This window comes from Streptomyces sp. NPDC048288 (assembly GCF_043201555.1).
Classification (GTDB): Bacteria; Actinomycetota; Actinomycetes; order Streptomycetales; family Streptomycetaceae; genus Streptomyces.
This window is the reverse complement of sequence record NZ_JBICZD010000009.1, coordinates 103,837-125,103: the sequence shown is the minus strand read 5'-3', so window position 1 is coordinate 125,103 and position 21,267 is coordinate 103,837. Positions and strand designations below refer to the sequence as shown.

The window sequence follows — 21,267 nt, the reverse complement described above, 5'->3', positions numbered from 1 at the left end:
GCGCGGCTCGGGCTGATGCTCGTGCCCGTCGCGTTCTTCGGTGTCTTCTTCGCCTGGCCGGTCGCGGCGATCGTCACCCGCGGCCTGAAGGCCGACGGGGTCTGGCGGTTCGGGCGGATCGCCGATGTCCTCGGCCAGTCCGACATCCGGCACGTGCTCTGGTTCACCACCTGGCAGGCGCTCGCCTCCACCGCGCTCACCCTGCTGGTCGCGCTGCCCGCCGCCTACGTCTTCGCCCGCCTCGACTTCCCGGGCAAGCAGGTGCTGCGGGCCGTGGTGACGGTCCCCTTCGTGCTGCCGACGGTGGTGGTCGGGACCGCCTTCCTGGCGCTCGTCGGGCGCGGCGGACTGCTCGACGAGCTGTGGGGCGTACGACTGGACACCACCGTCTGGGCCATCCTGCTGGCGCATGTCTTCTTCAACTACGCCGTGGTCGTACGGACCGTGGGCGGGCTCTGGGCCCAGCTGGACCCCCGGCAGGAGGAGGCCGCGCGGATGCTCGGCGCCTCCCCGCTTGGCGCCTGGCGGAAGGTCACCCTGCCCGCGCTCGCGCCCGCCGTGGCCGCCGCCGCGCTGATGGTCTTCCTGTTCACCTTCACCTCCTTCGGCGTGGTGCAGATCCTCGGCGGCCCCACCTTCTCCACCCTCGAAGTGGAGATCTACCGGCAGACCTCGGAGATCTTCGACCTCTCCACGGCCGCCGTCCTCACCCTCGTGCAGTTCGTCGCGGTCGGCGCGATCCTCGCCGTGCACGCGTGGACGGTGCGGCGGCGGGAGAGCGCGCTGCGCCTGGTCGCCCCGGAGGCCACCGCGCGCCGGCCGCGCGGGACCGGGCAGTGGGCGCTGCTCGGCGGGGTCCTCGCCACCGTCGCCGTCCTCCTCGTGCTGCCGCTGGCCGTGCTGGTACGGCGGTCGCTCGACGGCGGGTTCGGGTACTACCGGGCGCTCGGCGACGCCGACGGCGGCACCTTCCTGGTCGCGCCGATCGAGTCGGTCGTCAACTCGCTGCAGTACGCGGCCGTCGCCACCGCCGTCGCCGTGCTGATCGGCGGTCTCGCCGCCGCCGCGCTGGCCCGCCGGGACGCGGGGAGACTCGTACGGGGTTTCGACACGCTGCTGATGCTGCCGCTCGGGGTGTCCGCGGTGACCGTCGGCTTCGGGTTCCTGATCGCGCTCGACAGGCCGCCGCTGGACCTGCGCCAGTCCTGGATCCTCGTCCCGCTCGCGCAGGCGCTGGTCGGCGTGCCCTTCGTCGTACGGACCATGCTGCCCGTGCTGCGGGCCGTGGACGAGCGGCTGCGGGAGGCGGCGGCGGTGCTCGGGGCCTCGCCGTGGCGGGTGTGGCGGGAGGTCGATCTGCCGCTGGTGCGGCGGGCGCTGCTGATCGCGGCGGGCTTCGCCTTCGCGGTGTCGCTGGGGGAGTTCGGGGCGACCGTGTTCATCGCGCGCCCCGACAACCCGACGCTGCCGGTCGCGGTGGCCCGGCTGCTGTCCCGCCCCGGTGATCTCAACTACGGCCAGGCGATGGCCCTTTCCACGATTCTGATGGTGGTGTGCGCGGTGGCGCTGCTGGTGCTCGAACGGCTGCGGACCGACCGGACGGGGGAGTTCTGATGACCCTTCTCGAACTGGAGCGGGCCACCGTGCGGTTCGGCGGGCGGGCCGTGCTCGACGCCGTCGGCCTCGCGGTCGCGGAGCACGAGGTGGTGTGTGTGCTCGGCCCGAGCGGGAGCGGCAAGTCGACGCTGCTCAGAGCGGTGGCCGGGCTGCAACCGCTGGACTTTGGGCGGGTGTTGCTCGATGGCCGGGACCAGACGCGGGTGCCGGCGCACCGGCGGCAGGTCGGGCTGATGTTCCAGGACCATCAGCTGTTTCCGCAGCGGGACGTGGGCGGGAACGTGGCGTTCGGGCTCCGGATGCGGGGCGCCGGCCGCGCGGAACAGGCCGAGCGGGTGGGCGAGTTGCTGGAGCTGGTGGGTCTTCCGGGCGCGGACCGGCGGGCCGTCGCCGGGCTCTCCGGCGGCGAGCAGCAGCGGGTGGCGCTGGCCCGCGCGCTGGCGCCCCGGCCCCGGCTGCTGATGCTCGACGAACCCCTCGGCCAGCTCGACCGCTCGCTGCGGGAGCGGCTGGTGGTCGAACTCCGGGAGCTGTTCGGGCGGTTGGGTACGACCGTGCTCGCCGTCACCCACGACCAGGGCGAGGCGTTCGCGCTGGCCGACCGGGTGGTGGTGATGCGGGACGGCCGGATCGCCCAGTCCGGCACGCCCCTGGAGGTGTGGCAGCGGCCCGCCGACGCGTTCGTGGCCCGCTTCCTCGGCTTCGGCAACGTGGTTCCGGCGACTGTCGAGGGGGCGGTCGCGGTGACGCCGTGGGGGAAGCTGCCGGTGCCCGGGACCGCGCCCGAGGGGGCGCACACGCTGCTGGTCCGGCCCGCCGGCGTACGGCTGGTGGCGGCCGACGCGGGGCTGCCCTGCACGGTGGCCGCCCGCACCTTCCAGGGCACCCATGTCACCGTCCACCTCCAGCCCCGGGACGGCGGCCCCCGGCTGGAGGCGGCCTGCGCGCTGCGGGAGGCCCCGGAGGCGGGGGACGCGGTGGGCGTGGAGTTCGACGCGGCGGAGACCGTCGTACTGGACTGACGGAGACCGCCGTATCGCACCGAGGCCCCCGGGAACGGCCGAGGCCCGCCCCCCGGGGATACGGGGACGGGCCTCGACGGTGTGCTGGGTGGTGCCGGCGGTGCTGGCGTTACGGTGTTGCTCGGGGAAGTACGTCAGCTGCCGCTGTGGGCACCGCGACGGCGCATGCCGAACCAGACGGCGCCGCCGCCGACCGCGACCAGCGCGGCGGCGATACCGGCGATCAGGCCGGTGTTGGAGTTGGCACCGGTCTCGGCCAGGTTCGACTCGCCGACCGCCGGGGACGGGGCGTTGCTCGACGTGCCGGCCGGGGCGGTGCTGCTCTCCGACTCCGACGGGGCCGGGGAGTCCGACTCGGCCGGGGTGGACTCCGACGCCGACGGCGACGGCGTGGCCGAGTCCGACGGGGACGGGCTGGCGCTCTCCTCCGTGGCGCAGGCGGTGGAGGGGGTCGTCAGGTTGGGCGTGATGTCCTTGTCGATCTGGAACTTCTCGGTGTCGACGACCACGTGGACCCGGTACTCCGCGTTCGGCTTCCAGTCCTCGGAGAAGGTGACCTTCGTGCCGGCCTTGGAGCCCTTGACGGTCTGGGCCTCGCCGACCTGCTTGGCGTCGGCCCCGTTGTTCTCGAGGAAGACGGTGATGGTGGCCGACGTACCGGAGGCGTCCGTGTCGGTGACGACGATGGAGCCGTTGGCGCCGTCGCAGGTGGCCTCGGCGGAGAAGTCGGAGATGTTGCACGCGAGGGCGGAGCCGGAGACGCCCAGCGTCAGCGCGGCCGACGCGGCGGCGACACCCAGGATGCGCACGGAACTACGTGCACTGCGGCGGGATATGGACACGTTTGTCCTTACTGAGTGCATAACTGCGGGGGGCTGAGGGGAAGTTGACGCAACGGTGAGGTGAGGCATCAGCATTCCCAAGAGGCTCACAGGTCTATAAGCGCTCCGTAAGTAGTGTCAATGCATATGCGGTCCACAGGCGTTGACTTTGCCTGCTTATTAAGTGCTGAGACGTTTCACCGCGTGTGAAGCTTGCTCGATCCGGTCAACCAGGGCGATACGGGACGCCATCGCGCGCTCCCCGGCGAGCGAGGTCAGCAACTGCCAGGCCGGCAGCTTCTCCCTCCAGTGCGCCTCGTCCACGAGCACCATCGGGGTCGGTTCGCCCCGCGACTCGTAGTAGTTGGGCGTCGCGTTGTCGAAGATCTCCTGTACGGTCCCGGCCGCGCCCGGCAGGAACACCACACCGGCGTTGGAGCGGGCCAGCAGGCCGTCCTCGCGGGTGGCGTTGGCGAAGTACTTGGCGATGTGCGCGGCGAAGGCGTTCGGCGGCTCATGGCCGTAGAACCAGGTGGGGATGCCCACCGAAGGGCCGCCGTCCGGCCAGCGCTCGCGGACCTCGAAGGCGGCGCGGGCCCAGTCGGTGATCGACGGCCGGAACGACGGGGTCTTGGCGAGGAGCCGGAGCGCCTCCTCCAGCATCCCGTCGTCGAAGGGGGCCGCGTACGCGCCGAGGTTCGCCGCCTCCATCGCGCCCGGGCCGCCGCCGGTCGCCACCGTGTACCCGGCGCGCGCGAGTTCGCGGCCGAGCCGGGCGGCACCGGCGTACGCGTCCGTGCCGCGTGCCATGGCGTGCCCGCCCATCACGCCCACCACCCGGGCGCCGGCGAGGAGTTCGTCGAGCGCGTCGGAGACGGCGTCGTCGTGGATCGAGCGGAGCATCGAGGCGAATATGTCGCCGTCCGACCTGGTCCGCTGGAACCAGGCGTACGAACGGGCGTCCGGCGTCGCCTCGTAGCCCTCGGCGAGCGACTCGAACAACTCGCCGGGCGTGTACGCGAAGGCGCGGTACGGATCGAAGGGGAGGTTCGGCACCGGCGGGAACACCAGGGCGCCGGACGCGCCGACCCGGGCGGCGGCCTCGGGGGACATCGGGCAGCCGAGGAAGACGGCCCCGGTGGTGTCGGTGGTGAGCAGGGCGTCCGTACGGTCCGTCAGATCGACGGCCTGGACGCGGTACTGGGCGAGCGTGCCGGGCCCGGCCACGACCTCGTCGAACTCGGCGAGCGACTCGATCTCGCGGTCGTGGGCGGCGCGGTGGGGCCGCGTGGGCCGCGGCCGGGCGGGGTCGGGCTGGGCGGGTGTCGGATGCACCCGCCCACTCTAGGTGTCAGCCCTGCACGGCCGCCGGGTCCATCCACATGACCTCCCAGGAGTGGCCGTCGAGGTCGTCGAAGGAGCGGCCGTACATGAAACCGTGGTCCTGGACGTCGTCGTTGGCGGTGCCGCCGGCCGCGACCGCCTTCTCCACCAGCTCGTCGACCTTCTCGCGGCTCTCCGCGCTCAGGCAGATCAGCACCTCGCTGGTCTTGCGGGAGTCGGCGATCTCCTTCTTGGTGAAGTCGGCGTAGCGCTGCCTGCCGAGCAGCATCGCGACGATCGTGTCGCTGATCACGACACAGGAGCAGTCGTCGTTGCTGAACTGCGGGTTGATCGTGTAGCCCAGCTCCGTGAAGAACTTCCGCGACGCGGCGACGTCGTCGGTGGCCAGGTTCACGAAGATCATCTGCTGGTACATGGGGGCCTCTCCCTCGGGTGTGACGTGCTGTTCGGGGGGTTGGACCGGAGGGTGCCGCGAAAGTCATCGGCGGTCGCCGGATTTCTTCGTACGGCCTTTCAGGGGGCGAGCGGCAGTGCGGCGAGGTCGGCGATCAGCAGGGTGAGGGGGCCGAAGAGGGCCAGCAGGGCGCCGGCGCGCAGGGCGGCCGCACCGCGCAGCACGGTGGCCGGGGCGCCCAGCCGGAGCAGGGCCTCGGTGGTGCCGGCGCGGGACTGGCGGGCCTCCACGGCCGCGGTGAGGAGGGTGGCCACCGTGCAGCCGGCGACCACCAGGCCGCCGAGGGCGGTGAGCGGGCCGTAGGCGGGGGCGGCGCCGTCGTAGCCGTAGAGCGTGCCGGCCGCGAAGGCCGCGGAGGCGACCGCGCAGACGACACCGAGGGGGCGGCCGATCCTCGTGGCCTCCGCCATCAGGACGCGGCCGGCGAGCAGGCGGCGGGCGCCGGGGCGGGCGGCCTGCAGGAGCCGGCCGCAGAGGTGGGTGAGACCGGGGGCGGCGAGGACCAGGCCGAGAGCGGTGAGCGACCAGCCGGCCAGGCCGCCGGCGGGGCCCACGACGAGGCCGCCGGGGAGGGTGGTCCGGGGGGTGGCCCCGGTGGTGCCGGCGTAGGACTCGACGGCGAGCCCGGCGGCGAGGACGGCGATGCCCCAGGGGAGGCCGGTGGGGGGCTGGGTGGGTACGGGAGGGGCGGGTAGGGCGGGTACTGCCTGGTCCTCCGCGGCCGCCCGGACGTCCTGCGGGGCGGAGGAGGGGGCGTCCTGCGGGGAGGCCTGGGCGTCGTCGTCGGCGGCGGCTGTGTCGGCGTCGGCGGGGCGGGGCGGGCGTTTGAAGAGGCGGGCGCCGAAGCGGCCGTAGGCGCCGAAGGTCTCCTCGGGGGTTCCCGTGCCGTACGCGCCGAAGCGGCCGTACGCGCGGGGGCCCGGGTGGGGGAGGTCCCGGGGGCGGAGGGTCAGGGCCACGGCGGCGGAGGCGAGCACCGGGGGGACGGCCAGGAGGGTCAGGGCCGCCGGGAGGGGCAGGGACCTGTCCGCTGCCAGGAAGTCCTTCGCGGCGCCGTCGAAGGGCATGCCGGTGAGGTCGCCCCGGAGGTGGAGGAAGACCAGGAGGGCCAGCAGGGAGCCCAGGACGCAGGCGAGGGCCGTGTTCAGGGCCGCGACGGCCATCAGCCGGGCCGGGCCCAGGCCGAAGGCGGAGAGGCCGGGGCGGGGCCTGGTACCGGGGTCGGTGCGGGCGACGGCGACCGCGAGGTGCACCGTGGCGGCGAGCGGGATCGCGCACCAGGACAGCCGCAGGAGCGCCCCCGTCGGGTTCCCCGGGTGGGCCAGCGCGTAGCCGAGCGCGGACAGCAGCAGGAAGCCCGTGCCGGCGGCCGCCGTCGCCACCAGGAGGCGGCGCAGGTGGACGGCCGGGTGGGCGACGCGGGTCAGACGGAGAGCGAGCACTCGGCCCGGCCTTCCGACTCGGTGACCGGCGGCAGGTGGACGGTGTTCACCCGGCGGCCGTCCAGGAGCGGGATCCGGCGGTCGGCGAGGTCCGCCGTCTCCGCGTCGTGCGTGGCGAGGACGACCGTGATGCCGTGCGAGCGGGCCGCCGTGGTGAGGGTGCGCAGGACGTGCGCGCGGTCCGCGCGGTGCAGGGGGGCCGTCGGCTCGTCCGCGAAGAGGATCGTCGGGGCGGGCGCGAGGGCGCGGGCGATGGAGACGCGCTGGCGCTCGGCCTGCCGGAGTTCGGCCGGGCGGCTGTGGGCCCTGTCGCCCACGTCCAGGCGTTCCAGCCACTCCAGTGCGGCCACCTTGGCCCGGCGGCGGCCGGTGCCGCGCAGCATCAGGGGCAGTGCCGTGTTCTCCCAGACGTTCAGCTCGGGGACGAGCACCGGGGCCGGGTCGATCCAGCCGAAGCGGTCGCGGCGCAGCCGTTCACGGGTGACCGGGCCCATCCGGTGCACGGCCGTGCTGTTGAACCAGACCTCGCCGCCCTGTGCCGGGACCAGACCGGCCAGGCACCTCAGCAGCGTGGTCTTGCCGCTGCCGCGCGGACCGGTGACGGCGAGGATCTCGCCCTCCCGCACACCCAGCGAGATGCCGACGATGCCCGGTGAGCCGTCCTGGTGGCGGAAGTGCAGGGAGCGTGCCCACAGCACGTCGTTGTCCGGCGGGGCCTCCATGCGCGTACACCTCGGTTCTGATCCGTTTTGCCGTGCCTTCCCACGTCCGGGGGAACGAAGGCTGGGCCGATCGGTCACGTGCACGCTAGGCGGGCGGGCGGGCGGAGCCCGGACAGCACACGGCCCCGGGCCGCCGTTCTCACTCGAACGGACGGCGCCGGGGCCGGTTCAGGCTGCTGATCCGATGATCGGAATTCCGATGATCAGAGCTTCGTCCACGCCTCCGTGAGGGTGGCGCGCAGAATCTGCTCGATCTCGTCGAAGGTCTCCTGGTTGGAGATCAGCGGCGGGGCGAGCTGGACGACCGGGTCGCCGCGGTCGTCGGCACGGCAGTACAGGCCGTTCTCGAACAGGGCCTTCGAGAGGAAGCCGTACAGGACGCGCTCGGTCTCCTCGTCGTTGAAGGACTCCTTGGTCGCCTTGTCCTTGACCAGCTCGATGCCGTAGAAGAAGCCGTTGCCGCGGACGTCGCCGACGATCGGCAGGTCGTGCAGCTTCTGCAGGGTGGAGAGGAAGGCACCCTCGTTGTCGAGGACGTGCTGGTTGAGGTTCTCGCGCTCGAACAGGTCGAGGTTGGCGAGGCCGACGGCCGCGGAGACCGGGTGGCCGCCGAAGGTGTAGCCGTGCAGGAAGGTGTTGTCGCCCTTGTAGAACGGCTCGGCGATCTTGTCCGAGACGATGCAGGCACCGATCGGGGAGTAGCCGGACGTCATGCCCTTGGCGCAGGTGATCATGTCCGGGACGTAGCCGAACTTGTCGCAGGCGAACATCGTGCCCAGGCGGCCGAAGGCGCAGATGACCTCGTCCGACACGAGCAGCACGTCGTACTTGTCGCAGATCTCGCGGACCCGCTGGAAGTAGCCGGGCGGGGGCGGGAAGCAGCCGCCCGCGTTCTGCACCGGCTCCAGGAAGACGGCCGCGACCGTGTCGGCGCCCTCGAAGAGGATCTCCTGCTCGATCTGGTCGGCGGCCCAGCGGCCGAAGGCCTCCGGGTCGTCGCCGAAGAGCGGGGCGCGGTAGATGTTGGTGTTCGGCACCTTGTGGGCGCCGGGGACCAGCGGCTCGAAGGGGGCCTTCAGGCCCGGCAGGCCGGTGATGGACAGGGCGCCCTGCGGGGTGCCGTGGTAGGCGACCGCGCGGGAGATGACCTTGTACTTGGTCGGCTTGCCCTGCAGCTTGAAGTACTGCTTGGCCAGCTTCCAGGCGGTCTCCACGGCCTCGCCGCCGCCGGTGGTGAAGAAGACCTTGTTCAGGTCGCCCGGCGCGTAGTCGGCGAGGCGCTCGGCCAGCTCGACGGCCTTCGGGTGGGCGTACGACCACACCGGGAAGAACGCCAGCTCCTGGGCCTGCTTGAAGGCGGTCTCGGCGAGCTCCGTGCGGCCGTGACCGGCCTGGACCACGAACAGACCCGCGAGACCGTCGAGGTAGCGCTTGCCCTTGTCGTCGTAGATGTAGGTGCCCTCGCCCCGGACGATGGTCGGGACGGGGGAGTGCTCGTACGAGGACATGCGGGTGAAGTGCATCCACAGGTGGTCGTACGCGGTGCGGCTGAGGTCCTTCTGGGTCACGGTTATCGGGTTCCCCACATGTAGGTCTGCTTCTTCAGCTTCAGATAAACGAAGCTTTCGGTGGAGCGCACCCCGGGCAGCGCCCGGATGCGTTTGTTGATGACGTCCAGCAGGTGGTCGTCGTCCTCGCAGACGATCTCCGCGAGGATGTCGAACGAGCCCGCGGTCATCACCACGTACTCGACTTCCGACATGGCGCTCAGCGCGTCCGCGATCGACTCGACATCGCCCTCGACGTTGATGCCGACCATCGCCTGCCGGCGGAAGCCCACGGTGAGCGGGTCCGTGACGGCGACGATCTGCATGACGCCCTGGTCCAGCAGCTTCTGGACGCGCTGGCGCACGGCCGCCTCGGACAGGCCGACGGCCTTGCCGATCGCGGCGTACGGCCGGCGGCCGTCCTCTTGCAGCTGCTGAATGATGGCGAGGGAGACGGCATCCAGCTGGGGGGTGCCGTTCCTGGACTCGCGGGACGAGTCCCTCTGGTCTGCGCTTCGACTGGCCACGACCTCACTGTGCACGACGTCTCGACGGTTCCGCAAGGCCGTATCGATGAAATTCGTTGTTTGAGGTGGCTGGGATTGCGGATTTCGCAGACATGGCGGCCGCGGGGGTGTTGAAAACGTGGGAACGCGGATTAGTGTGGGTGTCTCAGTCAATGGACACCCGAACTTGGAGGGCCGGCAGTGAGCACCGAGCTGCGTCGTCTGCGCAATTACATCGACGGTGAGTTCCGGGACGCCGCCGACGGGCGGACCACCGAGGTGGTCAACCCCGCCACCGGTGAGGCGTACGCGACCGCGCCGCTGTCCGGCGAGGCGGACGTCGACGCGGCGATGGCGGCCGCGGCCGCGGCCTTCCCGGGCTGGCGCGACACCACTCCGTCGGAGCGGCAGAAGGCCCTGCTGAAGATCGCGGACGCGTTCGAGGAGCGGGCCGAGGAACTCATCGCGGCGGAGGTGGAGAACACCGGCAAGCCGACCGGGCTCACCCGCTCCGAGGAGATCCCGCCGATGGTCGACCAGATCCGGTTCTTCGCCGGTGCGGCCCGGATGCTGGAGGGCCGCTCGGCCGGCGAGTACATGGAGGGGATGACCTCCATCGTCCGCCGCGAGCCGGTCGGTGTCTGCGCGCAGGTCGCGCCCTGGAACTACCCGATGATGATGGCCGTGTGGAAGTTCGCGCCGGCCATCGCCGCGGGCAACACGGTGGTCCTGAAGCCGTCGGACACCACTCCGGCGTCGACGGTCCTGATGGCCGAGATCCTCGGCGGGATCCTGCCCAAGGGTGTCTTCAACGTCGTCACGGGCGACCGTGACACCGGCCGTCTGATGGTCGAGCACCCGGTCCCGGCGATGGCCTCCATCACCGGTTCCGTGCGGGCCGGCATGCAGGTCGCCGAGTCCGCGTCCAAGGACCTCAAGCGGGTCCACCTGGAGCTGGGCGGCAAGGCGCCGGTCGTCGTCTTCGAGGACACCGACATCGCCAAGGCCGTCGAGGACATCTCCGTGGCGGGCTACTTCAACGCAGGGCAGGACTGTACGGCGGCCACCCGGGTGCTGGTGCAGGAGTCCATCCACGACGAGTTCGTGGCGGCGCTCGCGAAGGCCGCGGCCGAGACGAAGACGGGCCAGCCGGACGACGAGGACGTGCTGTACGGACCGCTGAACAACCCGAACCAGCTCAAGCAGGTCTCCGGCTTCATCGAGCGGCTGCCCGCCCACGCCAAGGTCGAGGCGGGTGGTCAGCGGGTCGGTGACAAGGGGTACTTCTACGCGCCGACCGTCGTCTCCGGGCTGAAGCAGGACGACGAGATCATCCAGAACGAGGTCTTCGGGCCGGTCATCACCGTCCAGTCCTTCACGGACGAGGACCAGGCCGTTCAGTGGGCCAACGGCGTCGACTACGCGCTGGCGTCGTCCGTGTGGACCAAGGACCACGGGCGTGCGATGCGGATGTCCAAGAGGCTGGACTTCGGGTGCGTGTGGATCAACACGCACATTCCGCTGGTCGCGGAGATGCCGCACGGCGGGTTCAAGAAGTCCGGGTACGGCAAGGACCTGTCGGGGTACGGGTTCGAGGACTACACGCGGATCAAGCATGTGATGACGTCGTTGGAGGCGTAGGTCATAGGCCGTAGTTCGGGTGCGGGTGTGTGGGGGCTGGTCGCGCAGTTCCCCGCGCCCCTTTCAGGGGCGTTTGCGCTGCCCGGGACAGAGATGTGCCCCGGGCAGCGCATTGCTGTCAGGCCTCCGAAGTGGTGAGGCCCGGGCCCTCGTCCGTGCCCGTGGACGTCCGCAGGCCCTTCTCCGGCCTGCCGGGCCTGCCGTCCGTGAAGGTCAGGCCTGCCTTCGACAGGATCGGGGCGCACTTCTTCAGGGCCTTCTTGTACGGCGCCGACGACGGGTCGTGGGCGCCGGCCCTGGTCTGGACCCGGAGCAGGACCCGGCCCTTCGCGTCCTTCGTCGCGTGGAAGGCGGGGTACGTGGTCACGCCCTGGTCGGCCATGCACGCGCCGAACGCGTCGCTCGCGGTGTTGACGTCACCGGGCGCCTGGGCGGTGGGGCGGTAGGAGACGCCGAAAGCGGCGCCCTTCGGGGCCCCGGGCCTGGTGTGCGCGGGTGTGGTCGTGGTCGCCTGCGCGGCCGTGACGCCGACCGTGCCGAGGGCGGCGGCCGTCAGCGCGGCCACGCCGAGTGCGAGGCGGTGTTTCCTGAGCGCCATGGGTCCTCCTGGTGGGTAGCGGTGGTTCTGTGCGGCTCCACGGAAGCGGTCCGGCAGTTACCGGAGCGGAACGGCCGGACTTACGGCCGTGTAACCGGGCGCCGCGCACACTGGGCGCCATGCGTGTGCTGGTGGTCGAGGACCATGAGGAGCTGGCCGAGACCGTGGCCGGGGGGCTGCGCCGGGAGGGCATGGCCGTGGACCTCGCCTTCGACGGGCCGACCGGCCTGGAGCGGGCCACGGTCAACGGCTACGACGTCGTCGTACTCGACCGGGATCTGCCCGGGATCCACGGGGACCAGGTGTGCCGGGCGCTGGCCGGGGAGGGCAGCCGGGCGCGGGTGCTGATGCTCACCGCGTCGGGGACGGTCGCCGACCGGGTCGCGGGGCTCGGGCTCGGTGCCGACGACTATCTGCCCAAGCCGTTCGCCTTCACCGAACTCGTCGCGCGGATACGGGCGTTGGGCCGCCGGGCGCAGCCCGCGCTGCCGCCGGTGCTGGTCCGCGGGGAGCTGCGGCTCGACCCGGCGCGCCGGGCCGCGACCCGGGCCGGGAGCCGACTGGCGCTCAGCCCGAAGGAGTTCGCGGTCCTTGAGCTGCTGCTCGCCGCGCAGGGCGCCGTGGTCTCCACCGAGGAACTCCTGGAGCGGGCCTGGGACGAGGCCGCCGACCCCTTCAGCCAGACCGTGAAGGTGACGGTCAGCAGGCTGCGGCGCAAGCTGGGGGAGCCGCCGGTCGTGGAGACGGTGGAGCGGGCGGGATACCGGATCCGATGAGACCGCTGCGCAGTATCCGGTGGCGGCTCACCGTCCTCTACACCGCCCTGTTCGTGGCGGCCGGCGCGCTGCTGCTGGGCGTCACCTACGTCCTGGTGGCGCGGTCCAGGCCCGGAGTGTCCACGTCCTCCTCCTTCGCGGAGGCCGGTACGTCCGGCGGGCCGGCGCTCACCACCGTCGCCGAGGTCGTCCACCAGGACCAGCTGCACGCACTCCTCGTCTGGGGCGGGGTCGCGCTGGGGCTGACGGCGGTGGCCTCGCTGGCGCTGGGGCGGCTGATGGCCGGGCGGGTGCTGGCGCCGCTGCGGACGATGACGGCCGCCGCCCGCCGGATCTCCGCCGACAACCTGCACGAGCGGCTGGCGGTGCCGGGGCCGGAGGACGAACTCAAGGCGATGGCCGACACGTTCGACGACGTGCTGGCGCGGCTGGAGGGGGCCTTCGAGGCGCAGCGGCGGTTCGTGGCCAACGCCTCGCACGAGCTGCGCACCCCGCTCACCCTGCAGCAGGCCCTCGTCGACGTCACCCTGGCCGACCCGCACGCCCCGGCGGACGTGCTGCGCGCCGCGCTGGTCCGGGTGCGGGCGGCGGGGCGGGAGCAGGAACGGCTGATCGAGGCGCTGTTGACGCTGGCGCGCAGTCAGCGGGGGCTGGAGCGGCGGGAGTCGGTGGACCTCGCGGAGGTGGTGAGGGAGCTGCTGCCGGCCGGGGAGCGGGTGGCGGCGGTGCTCGATCCGGCGCCGGTGCTCGGGGACCCGCAGCTGCTGGAGCGGCTGGTGGCCAACCTCGCCGACAACGCCGTACGGCACAACCTTCCGGAGGGCGGCTGGGTGCGGGTGTGGACGGGGGTGGACGCGGCCGGGCGGCCCGGGCTGCGGATCGCCAACAGCGGGCCGGTGATCCCGGCGGACCGGGCGGCGGAGCTGTTCCAGCCGTTCCGGCGGCTCGGCGCGGCGGACCGGGTGCGGAACCGGGACGGCCTGGGCCTCGGGATGTCCATCGCGGCGGCGGTCGTCGCGGCCCACGGCGGCCGGGTACGGGCGCACACGCACCCCACGGGAGGACTCACCGTCGAGCTGGCCCTACCGCCGGTGACCGCCCATGTAACCCGGTGTTGACCGGGGCCATCGACAAGGTGTCCGGTCCGCGACGGGGCGCTCGACGCACCGTCGATTGCCCGATCAACGCCATCGGCAGCATGCTGCACAGGTGCCCCAGAATCCTCCTCGAACGCCCGCGCTCTCCCGTCGCTCCCTGCTGCGCGCGCTCGGCGGCACCGCCGCGCTGGGCGCGCTGGCCGGCTGCGGGGTGCCCGCCGCCTATGTGAAGGCCGGCGACCGTGCCGTCACCGACCTGTCCGCCCGGGACCACCGGCTGGTCTTCGCGAACTGGCCGCTGTACATCGACGTGGACGACGACAACCCGAACAAGCGGCCCACCCTCGACGCCTTCCAGAAGAGCACCGGGATCTCCGTCGACTACATCGAGGAGGTCAACGACAACGACGAGTTCTTCGGCAAGATCAGCCCGGCGCTGATGAACCACCAGTCCACCGGCCGGGACATCATCGTCATCAGCGACTGGATGTGCGCCCGGTTCGTCCGCCTGGGCTGGGTCCAGCAGATGGACCGCGCCCACCAGCCGAACGTCGCGAAGTACCTGGACCCGCTGCTGCGCAACCCCGCCTTCGACCCGGGCCGCCTCCACACCGTGCCCTGGCAGTCGGGCATCACCGGCATCGCCTACAACCGCCGGAAGCTGGGCCGCGAGATCCGGCACGTCAAGGACCTGTGGGCGAGCGACCTCAAGGGCCGGGTGACCCTGCTCTCCGGCCTCGACGAGGCGTTCGCGCTGCTGATGCAGGGCAACGGCGTCGACATCACCCAGTGGACGGCCGACGACTTCTACGCCGTCTGCGACGAGGTGCAGCAGCAGGTCGACCGCGGCCAGATCCGCCGCTTCACCGGCAACGACTACACGAAGGACCTGGTCAGCGGGGATGTCCTGGCCTGCCAGGCGTACTCCGGCGATGTCATCCAGCTCCAGGCCGACAACCCCGACATCCGCTTCCTCGTCCCCGAGGAGGGCGCGGAGCTGTGGTCGGACTCGCTGATGATCCCGGACCGCGCCGCCCACAAGGCCAACGCGGAACGGCTCATCGACTACTACTACGAGCCGGAGGTCGCCGCCGAGCTGGCGGCCTGGGTCAACTACGTCTGCCCCGTCCCGGCCGCCCAGCAGGTCCTCGCCGACTCCAAGGACAAGGACACCGCGGCCCTCGCCGACAACCCCCTCATCTTCCCGAACACGGCGATGCGCAAGCGCCTCGCCATCGCCCGCGACATCACCTCGACGGAACGGGTGGACTTCGCCAAGCGCTGGAACTCGATCGTCGGGTTGTAGTTGTAGTCGTAGTTGCAGGGGCGCTCATCCGCCGTTCTCCCGGTACTCCGTGCAGGCGTCGGTCAGCCAGGCGGCCAGGTAGGAGGCGAAGGAGGAGCGGACCAGGAGGCGGAGGTCGCAGGGTGTCTCGTCGCGTACCAGGAGGGTGACCGGGGCCTGGGCCAGCAGGGTGGTGAGGCACGAGCCGGCCGGGGTGACCCGGGGGTCGAGGTCGATGGCGCAGCCCTGGGCCAGCACGGTGCGGACGAGGTCGCCGGAGAGGGCCAGCGTGGTGCGCTGGGCCGAGACGTCGGTGACGGTGGCGAACGCGTCGCCGATCGCCGAGCGCAGGCGGGCGGAGAGGTCGTTCCGACGGCCCTCCGGGGCGATCAGCAGCCATTCGTCCGGGCCCGTCCACAGCACCTCGACGTCGCCGGACCGCTCGGCGCGCAGGGGGCCGGGCAGGGGGACGCCCAGGCAGGACTCGACGGCCTGGGCCGCGGCGCCGCCCGGCTCCAGGCGGAGGGTGAGGTGGGTCAGGAAGGGCAGCTCCCGTACCTCGATGCCGGCCGGCAACCCGGCCAGGGTGTCCTGCCACTCGGACAGCGGGCTGAAGCGGGCGGGTGTCTCAACCGTCACGGCGAGCTCCCTCCTTGTCGAAGAGCACGGGGTCGGTCACGGTCACCGGGACGGTCCGGCCGTCGAGCGGGACGTAGAGGGTTTCGCCGATGCGGTGGGTGCCCGAACGCACCAGGGCCAGGGCGAACGTCCGCCGCAGGGCGTCGCTGCGGTAGCTGGAGGTGACGTGGCCCAGCATGGGCACCGGGGGTGCCGGGATGTCGCTGGTGGCGATGATCTGGGCGCCCTCGGGGAGCAGCACGTGCTCGTCGGCCGGAAGCAGGCCGACCAGTTGCTTGCGGTCCTCGCGCCGGTTCTCCGCGCGGGTGAAGGACCGCTTGCCGACGAAGTCCGGCTTCTTCTTCGACACCACCCAGGACATGCCGAGGTCCTGCGGGGTGACGGTGCCGTCGGTGTCCTGCCCGATGATCGGGTAGGCCTTCTCGGCGCGCAGCACGTGCATCGTCTCGGTGCCGTACGTCGTGAGGCCGAACGCGTCGCCGGCCGCGCAGAGGGCTTCCCACACCGTGATGCCGTACCAGGCGGGCACGTTGATCTCGTAGGCCAGCTCACCGGAGAAACTGATCCGGCAGACCCGGGCCGCTACCCCGGCGACGGTGGTGTCCTGCCAGGACATGAAGGGGAAGGCGTCGTTGTCGACGGCCAGGTCCGGGGCGACCAGGGCCAGTACGTCACGGGAACGGGGGCCGACCAGGGGGATCGTCACCCAGTGCTCGGTGACGGAGGTCAGGTGCACCCGCAGGTCGGGCCACTCCGTCTGGAGCCACTCCTCCATCCACTCCAGGACCTTGGCCGCGTTGCCGGTGGTCGTGGTGAGCAGGAACTCCTGCTCGGCGACCCGGATCACCGTGCCGTCGTCGATCGCCATGCCGTCGACGCCGCACATCACGCCGTAGCGGACCCGGCCCACCTTGAGGGTGCTCATCAGGTTCGTGTAGAGCCGGTCCAGCAGCACGCCGGCGTCCGGGCCCCGCACATCGATCTTGCCGAGGGTGGAGCCGTCCATCATCGCGACACCGGTGCGGGCGGCCCGGCACTCGCGCAGCACGGCCTCCTCCATGGTCTCCCCGGCCCGCGGGTAGTACCAGGGGCGCTTCCACTGGCCGACGTTCTCGAACAGGGCGCCGTGCGCGACATGCCAGGGGTGGATCGCCGTCACCCGGACCGGGTCGAAGAGCTCGCCGCGGTTGCGGCCCGCGAGGGCGGCGAAGGAGACCGGCACGGCCGGTGGGCGGTAGCGGGTGGTGCCGAGGTCGGCGACGTCCACGCCCAGCGCCTCGGCGACGATGCCCGAGGTCATCACGCCCGAGGTACGGCCCTGGTCGTGGGCGGTGCCGATGGTGGTGTACCGCTTGACGTGCTCCACCGAGCGCAGGCCCGCCCCGGTCGCCCGCAGTACGTCGGAGACGGCCGCGTCGCGCTGCAGATCGACGAACTGGAGCGCGCCGTCCTGGTCGTCGTGACGGTCCTCGGGGCTCGGCACCCGCCAGAGCACCCGGGCGGGCGCACCGGCCGGGAGCGGCGCGGTGGCCGGGAGGGCGACCTCCGGGGCCGTCCTGCCGAGCGCCGACAGGGCCTGCCGGGCCGCGTCCACACCGTCCGCGAGGCAGCCGGAGAGGGTGAAGGTGCCCCCGGCCGCCCCCGCCGTGCGCACGGCACCGGGCGCGTCGGCGGGCACGAAGGCGCCGATCCCGGCGTCGTAGCGCAGGGTGCCGCGGGCCTGGCTGAACAGGGCGACCGCCGGGTTCCAGCCGCCGGAGACCAGCAGCAGGTCGCAGTCGATGCCGTGCCGCTCGCCGAGCCGGCCCTCGCCGAAGGGCGCGACATGGGCGCGGGTGACCCGCTCGATGCCGCTGGTGCCGGTGACGGCCTGGCCCGCGCGGATGCCGATGCCGCGTTCGGCGCAGGCGGTGCGCCAGTGCTCCGGCACCTGTTCGCGTACGTCGACCACCGCGGCGATCCGCACACCCGCGTCGGCGAGTTCGAGCGCCGCCGGGTAGGCGCTGTCGTTCGTGGTGAAGACGACGGCCCGGGAACCGGGCAGGACGCCGAAGCGGTTGAGGTAGGTACGGGCCGAACCGGCCAGCATGATTCCGGGCCGGTCGTTGTTGTCGAAGGCGACCGGACGCTCGTAGGCACCGGTGGCGTACACGACCTGGCGGGAGCGGATCCGCCAGATCCGCTGCCGGGAGACGTGGGCGGGTGCCGCCGCGCCGAGGTGGTCGGTGCGCTTCTCCAGGGCGAGGACGAGTCCGTCGTCGTAGTGGCCGAAGGCGGTGGTGCGCGGCAGGATCCGTACGTCGGGGTGGCCGGCGAGCTCCGCGAGGACGGAGCCGACCCATTCACTCGCCGGTGCGCCGTCGATCGGTTCCTGGGTGCCGAGCAACGAACCGCCCGGCTGCGGGAGTTCGTCCACGAGGACGACCCGGGCGCCGGTCCGGGCGGCGGCCAGGGTGGCGGCCAGTCCCGCCGGGCCAGCGCCGACGACCAGGAGGTCGCAGTGGGCGTGCAGGGTGTCGTAGCGGGCGGTGTCCGGTTCGGTGCTCAGCCTGCCCTGGCCGGACAGGCCCCGGGCGACCAGGCCGTCGTACAGCTCGACGGTGGTGGCGGTGAGCATGGGCTCGGGGAAGGGGAACTCGATCTGGACGAGCGCGTTGGGTTCCTCGGCACCGGCGGCCAGGATCCCGCGCGGGCGGCCGTACTTGATGCTGTGGGCCACGTGGTGGACGCCGTTGGCGAGCAGGGCCGAGGCGAGGGTGTCGCCGGGGTGGCCGGTGTAGGCGGTGCCGTCGAAGGTGAAGGAGAGGGCGGTGGCGCGGTCGACGTGGCCGTGGCCGGGGGCGCGGAAGGGGGTGTTCATCGGGTGGCCTCCTGGTCCTTCGCCCGGGGCACGGACACGGAGAGAAACTCGTGGGTGACGGTGTCGCGCACGGCGTTGAACCAGCGGCGGCAGCCGGCCGCGTGGACCCAGCGTTCGGCGAACGGGCCCTTGGGATTGTCGCGGAAGAAGACGTACTGGGCCCACTGTTCGTCGTCGAGCGCGTAGGGGTCCTCGGGGTAGGCGACGTGCGCCTGGCCGCCGTAGTGGAACTCGATCTCCTCGCGGTCGCCGCACCAGGGGCAGGTGATGAGCTGCATGCCGGTACTCCTCGCTCAGTGGGCCACGGCGGCGGCGCCGTGCTCGTCGACCAGGGCACCGGTGGTGAAGCGGTCGAGGGTGAAGGGCGCGTTGTAGGGGTGGGGTGCGCCGGTGGCGACGGTGTGCGCGAAGCACCAGCCGACGCCCGGGGTGGCCTTGAAACCGCCGGTGCCCCAGCCGCAGTTGAGGTAGAGGCCCTCGACCGGTGTCAGGCCGACGATGGGGGAGGCGTCCGGGGTGGTGTCGACGATGCCGGCCCAGGTGCGCAGCAGGTGGGCGCGGGCGAAGACGGGGAACAGCTCCAGGGCGGCGGCCATCTGGCGCTCCAGGATGTGGAAGGCGCCGCGCTGGCCGTAGCCGTTGTAGCTGTCGATGCCGGCGCCCATCACCAGCTCGCCCTTGTGCGCCTGGGAGACGTACACGTGCACGGCGTTCGACATCACCACGGTCGGGTGGACGGGTTCGAGGAGCTCCGAGACCAGTGCCTGCAGGGGGTGGCTCTGCAGCGGCAGCCGCAGCCCGGCCATGGACGCGAGCACGGAGGAGTGCCCGGCCGCCGCGAGGGCGACCTTGCCGGCGGCGATCGGACCGCGCGTGGTCCGCACGCCGCGCACCCGGCCGTCGACGATGTCGAGACCGGTGACCTCGCAGTCCTGGATCAGGTCGATGCCGTACGCGTCGGCCCTGCGGGCGAAACCCCAGGCCACGTAGTCGTGCTTGGCGATGCCGGCGCGCGGCTGATAGGTCGCGCCGAGCACCGGATAGCGCACGTCCGGCGAGATGTTGACGATCGGGCAGACCTTGGCGACGTCCTCCGGCTCCAGCCACTCGGCGTCGATGCCGTTGAGCTGGTTGGCGTAGACCCGGCGCTTGCTGTCGCGGATGTCCTGGAGGGTGTGGGCCAGGTTGAGCACCCCGCGCTGGCTGAAGAGGATCGGGTAGTCGAGGTCCTCTTCGAGGGTCTCCCAGAGCTTGAGGGAGTGCTCGTAGATGCCGGAGCTCTCGTCCCAGAGGTAGTTGGAGCGGATGATCGTGGTGTTGCGGGCCATGTTGCCGCCCGCGAGCCAGCCCTTCTCCAGCACGGCGATGTCGGTGATGCCGTGGTTCTTCGCCAGGTAGTAGGCGGTGGCCAGGCCGTGCCCGCCGCCGCCGACGATCACGACGTCGTACGACCGCTTGGGGTCGGGGTTGCGCCACAGGAACTCGGGGTGGTCGGGGAGGACGTCGCCGGGCGTGGCGGGGGCGGTGTCGGGTGCGTGCGTCACCGGGCGGCCTCCTCGGCCATCGGCTGCGGGGCGGTGGGGTAGAGCGGGAAGCGGTCGGTGAGGAGCTGGACGCGGCGGCGCAGTCCGGCGGCGACCCGGTCGTCGAAGCCGGGCAGGAAGGCCGTGGCGACGATGTCGGCGACCTCGGTGAACTCCTCCCTGCCGAAGCCGCGGGCGGCCAGGGCGGGGGTGCCGATGCGGACCCCGGAGCTGACCATCGGCGGGCGCGGGTCGAAGGGGACGGCGTTGCGGTTGACGGTGATGCCGACCTGGTGCAGCCGGTCCTCGGCCTGCCTGCCGTCGAGTTCGGAGTGGCGCAGGTCGACCAGGACCAGGTGGACGTCGGTGCCGCCGGTCAGCACGCTCACCCCGGCCGCCCTCGTGTCCTCGGCCAGCAGCCGCTCCGCCAGGATCGCCGCCCCTTCCAGGGTGCGGGCCTGCCGCTCCGCGAACTCCGGCCGCGCGGCCATCCGGAACGCCACGGCCTTCGCCGCGACGACGTGTTCGAGGGGGCCGCCCTGCTGGCCCGGGAAGACGGAGGAGTTGATCTTCTTGGCGAGTTCGGCGGTGGACAGGATCACTCCGCCGCGGGGACCGCCGAGCGTCTTGTGGGTGGTCGTGGTCACCACGTGCGCGTGCGGTACGGGGGAGGGGTGCAGTCCGGCCGCGACCAGGCCCGCGAAGTGCGCCATGTCGACCATCAGGTAGGCGTCGACCTCGTCGGCGATCCGGCGGAACTCCGCGAAGTCCAGGTGGCGGGGGTAGGCCGACCAGCCGGCCACGATCAGCTTCGGCCGGTGCTCGTGGGCGAGCTTGCGGACCTGGGCCATGTCGATGCGGTGGTCGTCCTCGCCGACCTGGTAGGCCGCCACCTTGTACAGGCGGCCGGAGAAGTTGAGCCGCATGCCGTGGGTGAGGTGACCGCCGTGCGCCAGGTCCAGGCCGAGGATCGTGTCACCGGGCTGCAGCAGGGCGGCCATGACGGCCGCGTTGGCCTGGGCGCCGGAGTGCGGCTGCACGTTCGCGGCCTCGGCACCGAACAGCGCCTTGATACGGTCGATCGCGATCTGCTCGATGACGTCGACGTGCTCGCAGCCGCCGTAGTAGCGGCGGCCGGGGTAGCCCTCTGCGTACTTGTTGGTCAGGACCGAGCCCTGGGCCTGCATGACCGCGAGCGGTGCGAAGTTCTCGCTCGCGATCATCTCCAGCGTGCCGCGCTGCCGGGCCAGTTCCGCGTCGATCGCCGTGGCGATCTCGGGGTCGAAGTCGTCGAGCCGGGCGCTGAGCACCGCGGAGCGGGCCGCTTGCTGGTCGGGGGCGTGGGCAGTCATGAGAACTCCCTGAAGACCTGG

At 72.1% G+C, this 21,267-nt stretch carries 17 protein-coding genes and 1 pseudogene; 6 read left to right on the top strand and 12 right to left on the bottom strand.

The features are described from left to right. The first annotated feature begins 15 nt into the window (after positions 1 to 15). Positions 16 to 1,614 carry an ABC transporter permease gene (locus tag ACGFZS_RS30640; RefSeq protein ID WP_393797802.1) on the top strand — a complete coding sequence of 533 codons (1,599 nt, stop codon included), beginning with the start codon at positions 16 to 18 and terminating at the stop codon, positions 1,612 to 1,614. Continuing rightward, positions 1,614 to 2,639 (top strand): ABC transporter ATP-binding protein, encoded by a 1,026-nt coding sequence (locus ACGFZS_RS30635; RefSeq protein WP_393797801.1) that lies wholly within the window; start codon positions 1,614 to 1,616, stop codon positions 2,637 to 2,639. The genes ACGFZS_RS30640 and ACGFZS_RS30635 overlap by 1 nt, the downstream gene beginning before the upstream one ends. 134 nt (positions 2,640 to 2,773) lie before the next feature. Here ACGFZS_RS30635 and ACGFZS_RS30630 read toward each other — a convergent pair whose 3' ends face one another. The 7 genes from ACGFZS_RS30630 to ACGFZS_RS30600 form a co-directional block, all read right to left on the bottom strand. Continuing rightward, a complete protein-coding gene (locus ACGFZS_RS30630; protein WP_393797800.1) occupies positions 2,774 to 3,448 on the bottom strand; it encodes an LAETG motif-containing sortase-dependent surface protein in 675 nt (224 codons plus the stop codon). A gap of 192 nt (positions 3,449 to 3,640) precedes the next feature. After that, positions 3,641 to 4,795 carry an LOG family protein gene (locus ACGFZS_RS30625; protein ID WP_393797799.1) on the bottom strand — a complete coding sequence of 385 codons (1,155 nt, stop codon included), beginning with the start codon at positions 4,793 to 4,795 and terminating at the stop codon, positions 3,641 to 3,643. Positions 4,796 to 4,811: 16 nt separating this feature from the next. Then, on the bottom strand, positions 4,812 to 5,219 hold the full coding sequence (locus tag ACGFZS_RS30620) for a VOC family protein (RefSeq protein ID WP_393797798.1): 408 nt from the start codon (positions 5,217 to 5,219) through the stop codon (positions 4,812 to 4,814). 98 nt (positions 5,220 to 5,317) lie between these two features. Next, positions 5,318 to 6,700, bottom strand: a complete 1,383-nt coding sequence (locus ACGFZS_RS30615; RefSeq protein WP_393797797.1) for a hypothetical protein — start codon at positions 6,698 to 6,700, stop codon at positions 5,318 to 5,320. Continuing rightward, positions 6,682 to 7,422, bottom strand: coding sequence for an ABC transporter ATP-binding protein (locus ACGFZS_RS30610; protein ID WP_393797796.1), 741 nt, complete (start codon positions 7,420 to 7,422; stop codon positions 6,682 to 6,684). The genes ACGFZS_RS30615 and ACGFZS_RS30610 overlap by 19 nt, the downstream gene beginning before the upstream one ends. 203 nt (positions 7,423 to 7,625) lie before the next feature. After that, positions 7,626 to 9,008, bottom strand: a complete 1,383-nt coding sequence (locus ACGFZS_RS30605) for an aspartate aminotransferase family protein (RefSeq protein WP_355720480.1) — start codon at positions 9,006 to 9,008, stop codon at positions 7,626 to 7,628. After that, complete coding sequence (locus ACGFZS_RS30600; protein WP_351485096.1) at positions 8,993 to 9,511, bottom strand: Lrp/AsnC family transcriptional regulator; 519 nt, start codon at positions 9,509 to 9,511, stop codon at positions 8,993 to 8,995. Before ACGFZS_RS30600 ends, ACGFZS_RS30605 begins: the two co-directional genes overlap by 16 nt. A 165-nt stretch (positions 9,512 to 9,676) precedes the next feature. Here ACGFZS_RS30600 and ACGFZS_RS30595 point away from each other — a divergent pair, with 165 nt between their 5' ends. Next, on the top strand, positions 9,677 to 11,116 hold the full coding sequence (locus ACGFZS_RS30595; RefSeq protein ID WP_393797795.1) for a gamma-aminobutyraldehyde dehydrogenase: 1,440 nt from the start codon (positions 9,677 to 9,679) through the stop codon (positions 11,114 to 11,116). Between the two features lie 118 nt (positions 11,117 to 11,234). Here the strand turns inward: ACGFZS_RS30595 and ACGFZS_RS30590 are convergent, their stop codons facing one another. After that, entirely contained in the window at positions 11,235 to 11,714 is a 480-nt protein-coding gene (locus ACGFZS_RS30590; RefSeq protein WP_393797794.1) for a hypothetical protein, read from the bottom strand. A 119-nt stretch (positions 11,715 to 11,833) separates the two neighbouring features. On the opposite strand from ACGFZS_RS30590, the gene ACGFZS_RS30585 reads away from it, so the two are divergent. From ACGFZS_RS30585 to ACGFZS_RS30575, 3 genes are all read left to right on the top strand, one after another. After that, positions 11,834 to 12,490 carry a response regulator transcription factor gene (locus ACGFZS_RS30585; RefSeq protein WP_365691213.1) on the top strand — a complete coding sequence of 219 codons (657 nt, stop codon included), beginning with the start codon at positions 11,834 to 11,836 and terminating at the stop codon, positions 12,488 to 12,490. Next, a complete protein-coding gene (locus ACGFZS_RS30580) occupies positions 12,487 to 13,608 on the top strand; it encodes a sensor histidine kinase (protein ID WP_393797793.1) in 1,122 nt (373 codons plus the stop codon). The genes ACGFZS_RS30585 and ACGFZS_RS30580 overlap by 4 nt, the downstream gene beginning before the upstream one ends. Before the next feature lie 91 nt (positions 13,609 to 13,699). Next, entirely contained in the window at positions 13,700 to 14,893 is a 1,194-nt protein-coding gene (locus tag ACGFZS_RS30575) for an extracellular solute-binding protein (RefSeq protein WP_393797792.1), read from the top strand. A gap of 24 nt (positions 14,894 to 14,917) precedes the next feature. On the opposite strand, the gene ACGFZS_RS30570 is transcribed toward ACGFZS_RS30575, so the two are convergent. The 4 genes and pseudogenes from ACGFZS_RS30570 to glyA form a co-directional block, all read right to left on the bottom strand. Then, positions 14,918 to 15,511 (bottom strand): sarcosine oxidase subunit gamma, encoded by a 594-nt coding sequence (locus ACGFZS_RS30570; RefSeq protein ID WP_393797791.1) that lies wholly within the window; start codon positions 15,509 to 15,511, stop codon positions 14,918 to 14,920. Then, positions 15,501 to 18,649, bottom strand: a pseudogene (locus ACGFZS_RS30565) (sarcosine oxidase subunit delta family protein). The gene ACGFZS_RS30570 and the pseudogene ACGFZS_RS30565 overlap by 11 nt, the downstream one beginning before the upstream one ends. Before the next feature lie 15 nt (positions 18,650 to 18,664). After that, positions 18,665 to 19,915: a sarcosine oxidase subunit beta family protein gene (locus tag ACGFZS_RS30560; protein ID WP_393797790.1), complete on the bottom strand. Its 1,251-nt coding sequence runs from the start codon at positions 19,913 to 19,915 to the stop codon at positions 18,665 to 18,667. Further along, a complete protein-coding gene (gene glyA, locus ACGFZS_RS30555; RefSeq protein ID WP_393797789.1) occupies positions 19,912 to 21,246 on the bottom strand; it encodes a serine hydroxymethyltransferase in 1,335 nt (444 codons plus the stop codon). Before glyA ends, ACGFZS_RS30560 begins: the two co-directional genes overlap by 4 nt. Between the last annotated feature and the right edge of the window lie 21 nt (positions 21,247 to 21,267).